Annotated in this window: 11 protein-coding genes; 7 read left to right on the top strand and 4 right to left on the bottom strand. The window is 58.0% G+C overall.

The features are described from left to right. Nucleotides 1-13: 13 nt before the first annotated feature. Genes RTS12_RS18400 through RTS12_RS18390 form a run of 3 tightly spaced genes read right to left on the bottom strand, consistent with a single transcriptional unit; the run spans nucleotide 14 to nucleotide 2,544 of the window. On the bottom strand, nucleotides 14-1,897 hold the full coding sequence (locus RTS12_RS18400) for a chemotaxis protein CheA (RefSeq protein ID WP_312531113.1): 1,884 nt from the start codon (nucleotides 1,895-1,897) through the stop codon (nucleotides 14-16). A gap of 9 nt (nucleotides 1,898-1,906) precedes the next feature. Further along, complete coding sequence (locus RTS12_RS18395) at nucleotides 1,907-2,272, bottom strand: response regulator (protein WP_312531112.1); 366 nt, start codon at nucleotides 2,270-2,272, stop codon at nucleotides 1,907-1,909. Then, on the bottom strand, nucleotides 2,272-2,544 hold the full coding sequence (locus RTS12_RS18390) for an STAS domain-containing protein (protein ID WP_312531110.1): 273 nt from the start codon (nucleotides 2,542-2,544) through the stop codon (nucleotides 2,272-2,274). The genes RTS12_RS18395 and RTS12_RS18390 overlap by 1 nt, the downstream gene beginning before the upstream one ends. Before the next feature lie 344 nt (nucleotides 2,545-2,888). Between RTS12_RS18390 and rpsB the strand changes: the two genes are divergently transcribed. Both rpsB and tsf read left to right on the top strand, forming a co-directional pair. Then, nucleotides 2,889-3,665, top strand: a complete 777-nt coding sequence (gene rpsB / locus RTS12_RS18385; RefSeq protein ID WP_312531108.1) for a 30S ribosomal protein S2 — start codon at nucleotides 2,889-2,891, stop codon at nucleotides 3,663-3,665. A gap of 88 nt (nucleotides 3,666-3,753) precedes the next feature. Next, nucleotides 3,754-4,644, top strand: a complete 891-nt coding sequence (tsf, locus tag RTS12_RS18380; RefSeq protein WP_312531107.1) for a translation elongation factor Ts — start codon at nucleotides 3,754-3,756, stop codon at nucleotides 4,642-4,644. Nucleotides 4,645-4,720: 76 nt separating this feature from the next. On the opposite strand, the gene RTS12_RS18375 is transcribed toward tsf, so the two are convergent. After that, entirely contained in the window at nucleotides 4,721-5,503 is a 783-nt protein-coding gene (locus RTS12_RS18375) for an autoinducer binding domain-containing protein (RefSeq protein WP_312531105.1), read from the bottom strand. Between the two features lie 308 nt (nucleotides 5,504-5,811). Here RTS12_RS18375 and RTS12_RS18370 point away from each other — a divergent pair, with 308 nt between their 5' ends. The 5 genes from RTS12_RS18370 to RTS12_RS18350 form a co-directional block, all read left to right on the top strand. Continuing rightward, nucleotides 5,812-6,396 carry a (d)CMP kinase gene (locus RTS12_RS18370; RefSeq protein ID WP_312531103.1) on the top strand — a complete coding sequence of 195 codons (585 nt, stop codon included), beginning with the start codon at nucleotides 5,812-5,814 and terminating at the stop codon, nucleotides 6,394-6,396. 276 nt (nucleotides 6,397-6,672) lie between these two features. Further along, complete coding sequence (gene rpsA / locus RTS12_RS18365) at nucleotides 6,673-8,352, top strand: 30S ribosomal protein S1 (RefSeq protein WP_312531101.1); 1,680 nt, start codon at nucleotides 6,673-6,675, stop codon at nucleotides 8,350-8,352. 220 nt (nucleotides 8,353-8,572) lie between these two features. Beyond that, a complete protein-coding gene (gene ihfB, locus RTS12_RS18360; protein WP_312531099.1) occupies nucleotides 8,573-8,860 on the top strand; it encodes an integration host factor subunit beta in 288 nt (95 codons plus the stop codon). 36 nt (nucleotides 8,861-8,896) lie between these two features. Then, the gene (locus tag RTS12_RS18355; RefSeq protein WP_312531097.1) at nucleotides 8,897-9,319 is read left to right on the top strand and encodes a LapA family protein; all 423 of its coding nucleotides are present in this window, start codon (nucleotides 8,897-8,899) and stop codon (nucleotides 9,317-9,319) included. Beyond that, nucleotides 9,316-9,714: phosphoribosylanthranilate isomerase (locus tag RTS12_RS18350; RefSeq protein WP_409455712.1), on the top strand; the 399-nt coding region annotated here is incomplete at its 3' end. The genes RTS12_RS18355 and RTS12_RS18350, both read left to right, overlap by 4 nt.

Below are 9,714 nucleotides of genomic sequence, written 5' to 3'. Positions count from 1 at the left end.
TACCACGCTGGATTCACGAGATGAATCCCTCACGTGATTTGTGCAACAGAGCCGTTTCGACGATCGCGTTCAGCGGGACCACGAGCGTTTGGTTCGCAACGCGCACAACCATCCCGTCAAGAACCGCCAATGTCAGAGGTAAGGAGATTGAAAAAGTGGTGCCTTGACCCGGATTGCTGGTGATCGTGACACGCCCCCCAAGTGCCGATATAGCACTTTTGACGACGTCCATTCCCACGCCTCGACCGGAAAGGTTCGATATCTCTGTTGCAGTTGAGAACCCCGGTAAGAATAACAGGTTGTCGATTTCATTATCTGTCAGCTGAGCATCTGCGGAAATAAGCCCCTTGGTGACGGCAATCTCCCGGACACGCGTGCGATTAATGCCAGCACCGTCATCTGAGATTTCGATCAGGACTCGGCCTGCACGGTGAGACGCCGAAAGGGTAATGATGCCTTCTGCAGGCTTTCCGGAGGACAGACGCCTTTCCTGGGCTTCTATACCGTGATCCACAGCATTTCGGATCATATGCGTAAGGGGATCGGCGAGGCGTTCGATGACAGTCTTGTCGACCTCTGTGGTTTCGCCTTCGGTTTTGAGACGGACCTTCTTTCCGACGGCACTGGAGGCCTCGCGGACAATGCGTGACATGCGTTGAAAAAGGGGTTTAACGGGCTGGGCGCGAATCATCATAACGCTGTCCTGGATATCCCGGGTCAGCATCATGAATTCCTCTAGACCGTTTACGACGGCCGGCTGTTCAGCAATCCCTGCCTCGCTGACACTTTGTGCCAGCATTGCCTGGTTGATCACCAGCTCACCAACTAGGTTTACGAGACGATCGATGCGGTCTAGGTCCACGCGAACGGTGCTGGTCGCGGGTTCGCTTGGCGCCGGGGGCTGATTTCGGGATGCAGCTTCTGGTGCTGCGCTGCGCGCGTCATCGCTTGCCGCTGACGGCTTTGGGGCGGGCTCTGCGGGTTCGATCTGCATGAAAGGTTCCGCCTTGATTGGTGGTGCGCTTGGATCAGCTTCGAGGACCGGCCCGGGCGGGTCATGGGCCCCGACCGCCTCAGCAAAAGGGCGATGGAAGGTCCGTTCCATCGGCGTAATCTGCAGGTCGCAAACATCAGCAACAAAATCGAAGACCTCGTTGATGTCGCGCAGTTCGCAATCCGCCGTCAGCGTAATTTCCCAAGAAATTTCTGGGATTTCGGCAGTTGCCTCGTCAAGCTGAAGGCGCGAGGGCAGCTTGCATTGGACGTGATGATCGCCCAATTCGCCGATGGCATTGAGAATATGGAGCGCCTCATTGCCGCAGGAATAGAGTTTGGCGTGAGGCTTGAAGCTGATATGCCACACGGGCAATTCGCCGGTGTCATCGTCGCTTTCTAAGCTGTGGTGGCTTTCGTCTGCTAGCTCGGTGCCTAGGTCACTCTCTGTGTCGGTGAAGCTGAAGGCCAAGCCTAGAGGCGCGAAATCAACCGCTTCGTCTTCAACAAGCCCGTCCTCTCCTAGTAAGGCTTCGAGGCTTTCGAGGACCGCCTCCGACGCATCAGGCTCTGGGCCGCCAAGTTGCGCTGCGCGGACATGATCTTGCAGCACATCCGCGCCCTGAAAGAAGAGCTTGACCGCGTCATCTGTCAATTCAAGGCGGCCAGCGCGCAATTCGTCCATCACGGTCTCAAAGCGGTGAGCAAAGCTGACCAGCGCGTTGAGGCCGAACGCCCCTGCGCCGCCCTTGATCGAATGTACTGCGCGGAAAATGACGTTGATCGTTTCGTTATCCGAACCGCCGCCCTCCAGCACAACAAGTGCATCCTGGAGGCTTTCCATCAGCTCTTCGCATTCAAGAAAGAAGGAGGCCCGGATTTCTTCCATTGGGTCGTGAGACATGAGCCATTCCTATCCGGTGACAAGCTGAATGGTTTTGATCAGCTTTTGCGGATCAAATGGCTTGACGATCCAGCCGGTGGCCCCGGCGTTTCGCGCCCTGGTTTTCAGCTCATCCGCGCTTTCCGTCGTCAGGACCAGGATGGGAACCGCGCGCAATCGATCGATCTTGCGTACCGCTTCGATGAAGCCAAAACCATCAAGGCGGGGCATGTTGATGTCCGAGATGATCGCATCTGGTTCCATTTCCTCAAGAACCCGCAACCCGTCGATGCCGTCTTCGGCCACGGTCACGGACATGCCAACAGATGACAGCGAGAGGCGCACCATATCGCGCATGGTTCGGCTATCGTCGACGGCCAGGACTTTCAGTGACATTATACCTCCTCCAGCGTGACGGTTTCGACGTCGAGGCCGAAGTTGTTAAGGGCGGTGACAAAGGCGTCCGAGCGGGGGGTGATTGCAAAGCTGACCCCTTCTTCGCGCCAGTGACGTGCAGCGGCGATCAGCACCTGAAGGCAAAGGGCGCCCAGATGCTCCACGCCGGAGGCATCCACGGTTAGCGGTTTGCCAAAGGCCTGACGGAGCGCCTTGGTCAGTGGCGTCGCTTCGATCAGGTCGAGGCGTGGGGGCAGGGCCAATATCATCATTGCGACTTGGCGTCCCGACGCCTGATCAACTTATTGCCACGCAACGGATTTCCTTTCTTGGCTGGTTGGTGCCAATATGACCGGCAAATGGTTAAATGCGGGTTTATGCGCATGGCTTAGAATGCAGCAGTTTTGCGGGATTTGACCCTATCCGCTAAAATGTCGCGTATTTTCCGCCATGGACGCTTGGCCGCAAAAGGGCTTGCACTTGGGGCGCACTCGGCTTATGTGGCGCTCACTTCACAGGCGGGGTCGGGCCGAGGCAGGAGAAATCTGTCCAGGTCCACCGGTTGGGGCGCAGCCCTGAGACACCCTGCCAAGGCGTAAACCGGAAAGGAACGAACATGGCGCTTCCCGAATTCTCCATGCGTCAGCTCTTGGAAGCTGGCGTTCACTATGGCCACCAAACCCAGCGCTGGAACCCGCGCATGGGCCAGTACATCTATGGTGAGCGTAACGGCATCCATATTGTCGACCTGACCCAGACCGCTCCGATGCTGGAGCAGGCGCTGAAAGTCGTTCGCGACACGGTTGCCAAAGGTGGCCGCGTGCTGTTCGTCGGCACCAAGCGTCAGGCACAAAAGGCAATTGCCGAAGCTGCTGAGAAATCCGCACAATATTACATGAACCACCGCTGGCTCGGTGGCACGCTGACCAACTGGAAAACCGTTTCCCAGTCGATCCAGCGCCTGAAAGCCATCGACGAGACCCTTGGCGCAGGCGCAGAAGGCCTGACCAAGAAAGAGCGTCTTGGCATGGAACGCGAGCAGGGCAAACTGCAAGCAAGCCTTGGCGGTATCCGCGACATGGGCGGCCTGCCGGACCTGATCTTCGTTGTTGACGTCAACAAAGAAGACCTCGCGATTCTTGAAGCCAACAAGCTGGGCATCCCGGTCGTCGCTGTTGTCGACACCAACTGCTCGCCCAAAGGCGTTGACTACATCATCCCGGGTAACGATGACGCGGCTCGCGCGATCGCTCTTTACACCGATCTCGTCAGCCGTGCGGCTCTGGACGGCATGACCGCTCAGATGGGCGCTGCTGGTGTTGACCTTGGCTCGCTGACCGATGTTCCGGCTGAAGAGCTGGGCGACGAAGCCGAGGCAGAAGCCGAAGCCTGATCGCTTTTGCGACTGGCATTCACGGAATTGACATCAGGCGGGGATAGCCCCGCCTGACGCATTGCAAAGCGAAGCAAGGAGACATCCGATGGCTATCACCGCAGCGATGGTGAAAGACCTGCGCGAATCGACCGGCGCAGGCATGATGGACGCCAAAAAGGCGCTGACCGAAACCAATGGTGACATGGAAGCCGCCGTTGACTGGCTGCGCACCAAGGGTCTTGCAAAAGCAGCAAAGAAATCGGGCCGTGTGGCCGCTGAAGGCCTGGTTGGCCTTTCGGTTTCGGACGGTCGCGGCGTCGCGATCGAGCTGAACTCGGAAACCGATTTCGTTGCTAAAAACGCTGACTTCCAGAAACTCGTCCGCGAGATTTCGGATCTGGCTCTGAGCACCGGCGAAGATCTTGAAGTTCTGATGCAGACGCATCTGAACGGCAAAACCGTCGAAACGGTTCTGAGCGAAGCAATCGCCCGCATCGGCGAGAACATGACTTTGCGCCGGATGCACATTCTGAACGGCGAAACCGTTGTGTCCTATGTTCACAATGCTGCAGCAGCTGGCATGGGCAAAATCGGCGTTCTGGTTGCTTTGAACGGCCCCAAAGACAAAGCCGAAGAAGTTGGCAAGCAGATCGCGATGCATATCGCGGCAACCAACCCGGCCTCGCTGTCGGCAGCTGACCTTGATCAGTCGCTGGTCGAGCGTGAAAAGAACGTTCTGACCGAGCAGGCTCGTGAATCGGGCAAGCCGGAAGCGGTCATCGCCAAGATGATCGAAGGCCGCATGGCGAAATTCCTGGAAGAAGTGACCCTTCTGAACCAGAAATTCGTCATGAACCCCGACATCACCGTGGCTCAGGCTGCGAAAGATGCTGGTGTTGAAGTGACCGGCTATGCCCGCATCGAAGTCGGTGAAGGCATCGAGAAAAAAGAAGAAGACTTTGCAGCCGAGGTCGCCAAGACCCGCGCAGGCGCATAAGTCCTTTCGACTTTGTTATAAGAAACGCCGGCCCAAGTGGCCGGCGTTTTGCATATGTGCCGGGTGCAAAACCGTATCAGGCCACATCTGCCAGCAGGTTTTCGCGCTTGATTTGCGGCTCGACGATAAAGATCTGATGGCGCAGCGTGGCAAGGATAATGGCCTGAGCCGTGGTCTTGACCCCCAAGGCCTGCCGGGCAAGTCGCAGATGTTTTTCCACCGTGGGCAGGGATATCGCTAGAATTTCAGCGATCTCGGCATTGCTTTTGCCAGCCGAGATCCACTCAAGGACCTCACGCTGCCGCTGCGTCAGCATTTCACCGGCAAGTTGGCTGGGCAGTGAGGCCATGCGCATATGCGCCAAGCCAGCAAGGGCTGTCACCTGGCGCTGATGCTTGTTCCAGATCCGATCAAGCTGGGGCTGGGTCATGCCCAGCTCGCCGCCAAAAACGATCGCGCCGCCAAGGCGCGGCGCAATTCCGCGTAGGCTGATCCCCCAGCCAGCCAGATGACCCGCTTCCAAAAACGCCCTTAGCGCGCGTTCTTCGGGCTGGCTTAGCAAGCCTTGCTGCCATTGATCATAGACCCAATCCCAGGAATTGACGCCGCAGTTTTGTTGCAACCACCTGGTAAGCGGTGCGGTGCGCGAAAAATCCCCGATCAAGAATTGATCGATCAAAGGTTTGGACAGGTTGGACAAGATCACCTGCTCGGGCGGCATTCTTAAAAGCTCGGCGCTGATACGCCTGTTTAGCGTGTAGTGGACGTATCGAAAGCCTAGCTTTGCCACTTCCTGTGTCAGATGTTCCCAGACATCCTCGACAGAGGGCGCATACATCACGCGCTCGATATCGCTCATCATCGCAGCATCTCCTGCAGCGGGGGTGGGCCCGTGAACGCTCTCAGCGGGCTTCCGCCTATCGCCATGTTTTCGCGTCTCTGATCCGGAAGCAACAGACATATTGAATATTTTGCGCAATCACCCCGAAAATATCAGAGATTTGTTCACTTCGCGAATGTTTCAGGCGGGGCTGACGCTTTTGGCATTTTGCCTTGGATGAAAAAGGTCGGGGATCGGGGCCGGGGGCTGGACCGCGCCGGGGCCGATATGCGAAGGAACCTGTCAAAGCCCGGTCGTTGCGGGCCAGGATGTTTCAGGACAGCTTCATGCCATTTACCATTGCCATCGACGGGCCGGCCGCATCCGGAAAAGGAACGATTGCACGCGCACTTGCCGCGGAATTCGGCTTTACCCATCTGGATACGGGGCTGCTTTACCGCGCCGTCGGGGCCAAGGGCGGCGATCCGGTCGCGGCTGCGCAAAGTCTGACTGCGGCGGATCTTGAGCGCGACGATCTGCGCAGCGCCGAAGCCGGGCAGGCGGCGTCGCGTGTGGCGGCCATTCCGCAGGTTCGCGCCGCATTGGTCGAATTTCAGCGCCGCTTTGCGCGCGACGGGCAGGGGGCGGTTCTGGACGGGCGCGACATCGGCACCGTCATTTGCCCGGATGCCGAGGTCAAGCTTTACGTGGTAGCCGACGATCAAACCCGCGCCAGCCGCCGCGCCCGCGAACTGGGTACCTCACCCGAGGAAATGTTGGCACAAATCCGCGAGCGTGACGCGCGCGATGCAGCCCGCGATGTGGCGCCCATGGTCATGGCCAAGGATGCGGTTTTGCTGGATACTTCGCATCTGTCAATCGACGAGGCGGTCGCTCGGGCCATTGCCACAGTGCGCGCCAAGCGCGGGTGAAGCGATCATTCCCACCTGCAAAACGGCGGGGTTTCGCAAGCATTTCTTCGCCCGCGTGAGCGGTTCCTCCGCCGGATCATCTGCGGAAAGGCTTGCGTTTCGCGCGATTGAGGAATATAGCGCGGGCCAAGTCAATGGGTGATACGGCCAGAACAGGCCAATTCTATCGGGTCGGGCGTCATTTGCTACGACCCGTTATTCTGCCCGGATGGCGTAAAAAGACCGGCGGAGCCAACCGCATGGCCAGAAAACACGTGAAAAGGAAAAACTGTTCGTATGAGCACTAAAGCTGCAATGGAGGAATTCGAAGCCCTCCTTAAAGAAAGCTTCGAGATTGACACCCCCGAAGAGGGTTCGGTTGTCAAAGGCAAGGTCATCGCCATCGAGGCAGGCCAGGCCATCATCGACGTCGGCTACAAAATGGAAGGCCGCGTTGATCTGAAAGAATTCGCAAACCCCGGCGAAGATGCCAAGATCGCAGTTGGCGACGAAGTCGAGGTTTACCTTGACCGCGTTGAGAACGCCCGCGGCGAAGCATCGATCTCGCGCGAGAAAGCTCGCCGTGAAGAAGCCTGGGATCGCCTTGAAAAGGCATATGCAGCTGAAGAGCGCGTCGACGGTGCCATCTTTGGTCGCGTCAAAGGCGGCTTCACGGTCGATCTGGGCGGCGCTGTTGCGTTCCTTCCGGGTTCGCAGGTTGACGTTCGCCCCGTGCGCGACGCTGGCCCGCTGATGGGTCTGAAGCAGCCGTTCCAGATCCTGAAAATGGATCGCCGCCGTGGCAACATCGTTGTCTCGCGTCGTGCAATTCTGGAAGAAAGCCGCGCCGAACAGCGCGCCGAAGTCATCGCGAACCTGACCGAAGGTCAGACCGTCGAGGGCGTGGTCAAGAACATCACTGAATACGGTGCGTTCGTTGATCTGGGCGGCGTTGACGGCCTGCTGCACGTCACCGATATGGCATGGCGTCGCGTCAACCACCCGTCGGAGATCCTGTCGATCGGCGAAACCGTCAAGGTTCAGGTCGTCAAGATCAACAAAGACACCCACCGCATCAGCCTGGGCATGAAGCAGCTTCAGGCCGATCCGTGGGATACGGTTGCGAACAAATTCCCGATCGGTTCGGTCCATCAGGGTCGCGTCACCAACATCACCGACTACGGCGCATTCGTCGAGTTGGAAGCTGGTGTCGAAGGTCTGGTCCACGTTTCGGAAATGTCCTGGACCAAGAAGAACGTGCACCCCGGCAAAATCGTGTCCACCTCGCAAGAGGTTGAGGTCATGGTTCTGGAAATCGACGAAGCAAAGCGCCGCGTCTCGCTTGGTCTTAAGCAGACCCAGCGTAACCCGTGGGAAGTCTTCGCCGAGACCCATCCGACCGGCACGCAGATCGAAGGCGAAGTCAAGAACATCACCGAATTCGGTCTGTTCATCGGCCTCGAAGGCGATATCGACGGCATGGTTCACCTGTCGGACATCTCGTGGGATGCCCGTGGCGAAGACGCCATCCAGGACTTCCGCAAGGGCGACATCGTCCGCGCAGTTGTTCAGGAAGTCGACGTCGAGAAAGAGCGTATCTCGCTCTCGATCAAAGCGCTCGAAAACGACACCATGTCGGAAGCTGTTGATGGCGTGAAGCGTGGCGATATCGTCACCGTCGCAATCACCGCGATCGAAGAAGGTGGCGTTGAGGTCGAATACAACGGCGTGAAATCCTTCATCCGTCGTTCGGACCTTGCTCGTGACCGTCAGGACCAGCGCCCCGAGCGCTTCCAGGTCGGTGACAGCGTCGACGCACGCGTTACCAACATCGACACCAAGACCCGTCGTCTGGGCCTGTCGATCAAGGCACGCGAGATTGCTGAAGAAAAAGAAGCCGTTGAGCAGTACGGTTCGTCCGAATCGGGCGCATCGCTTGGCGACATTCTTGGCGCAGCTCTCAAGAGCCGCAACTGATGAGGGGGGCCGGGACCTGCATTGGTTCCGGTCCACCTGATTTTTGGGACCCGCTCAGGATCATTGGCTCCGGGCGGGTTCTTTCGTCACACCAGAAAACTTTTGTTCGCTTCGTGATTAAAGTCTGCAACTATATGACTTGCTAAGCGTTCCTAAATTGTTGTGGTGTTGAGGTAGCCAGCAGGCACCTCTGCTATTGGTTCCAGTCACAGGGTAGAAGATGATCCGTTCTGAACTGATCCAGAGAATATCGGAAGAGAACCCGCATCTGTTCCAACGCGACGTTGAGCGCATTGTGAACACGGTTTTCGAAGAGATCATTCATGCAATGTCGCGCGGTGACCGCGTGGAGTTGCGTGGTTTCGGCGCATTCTCGGTCAAAAAACGCGATGCGCGCACTGGGCGTAACCCAAGAACCGGCGATTCCGTCAGCGTCGAAGAAAAGCACGTTCCTTTCTTCAAAACTGGCAAATTGCTGCGCGACCGGTTGAATGGGATGACTGAATAGGCCAAATTGGGCGCGCAATGACCTAAGGGGCTTTCCATGCGCGCGCTAAGATTGGCTTTCGTAATTCTTCTCGCCATCATTTTGCTTGGCGTGGCTTTGGCCAATCGGCAAATGATCACGGTCGGTCTGTTCCCGGCACAGTTCGGGCAGTTCCTTGGCGGGTCATGGTCTTTGACCATGCCCGCCTTTATCGCATTCTTTCTGGCGATCATGTTCGGCGTTGTCGTCGGCCTGATCTGGGAATGGCTGCGCGAGGCGGGATTGCGCGCGGAATCCAGCCGTCGGGCCGCAGAGCTGGCCCGGCTCGAGCGTGAAATGGGCCATCTGCGCAGTACCGGACCCAGCAAGCACAAAGATGAGGTCCTGGCGATACTGGATCAATCCTCGGCCAGAACCGCCCCTAGCGCCGGTACCAACGGCACCGGAAATACCGCGATTGAAGCACGTGCGCGCGTATGAGCAATCCAGATTCAAGTGAAAACGGCCCGCGACAAGCAGTGGCCAGCCCCTCACCTTCGCCCGCCGCAACCCTTGGCCCCTCAGCTGCGGTCAAGATCTGCGGCCTGTCCGATGAGGCATCGGTCGCAGCCGCAATCGACGCCGGTGCGCGCTATCTGGGTTTTGTGTTTTTTGCGAAATCCCCGCGCGCGGTTACGGCCAAGCGCGCCGCAGAACTCGTGGCCAATATTCCTTTGGGCATCGCGCGGGTCGGGCTTTTCGTTAATCCCGATGATGCGACATTGACCCATGTCCTTGCGCAGGTCGCCCTTGATATCATCCAGCTTCACGGTCACGAAAGCTCCAAGCGCGTGAGCGAGATCAAGGCCTTGACCGGGCTGCCCGTGATGAAGGCC

The organism is Paracoccus sp. (in: a-proteobacteria), from assembly GCF_032007265.1.
Lineage (GTDB): Bacteria > Pseudomonadota > Alphaproteobacteria > Rhodobacterales > Rhodobacteraceae > Paracoccus.
Note: the sequence above shows the minus strand (reverse complement) of the source record. Positions and strands in the feature narration are given on the sequence as shown.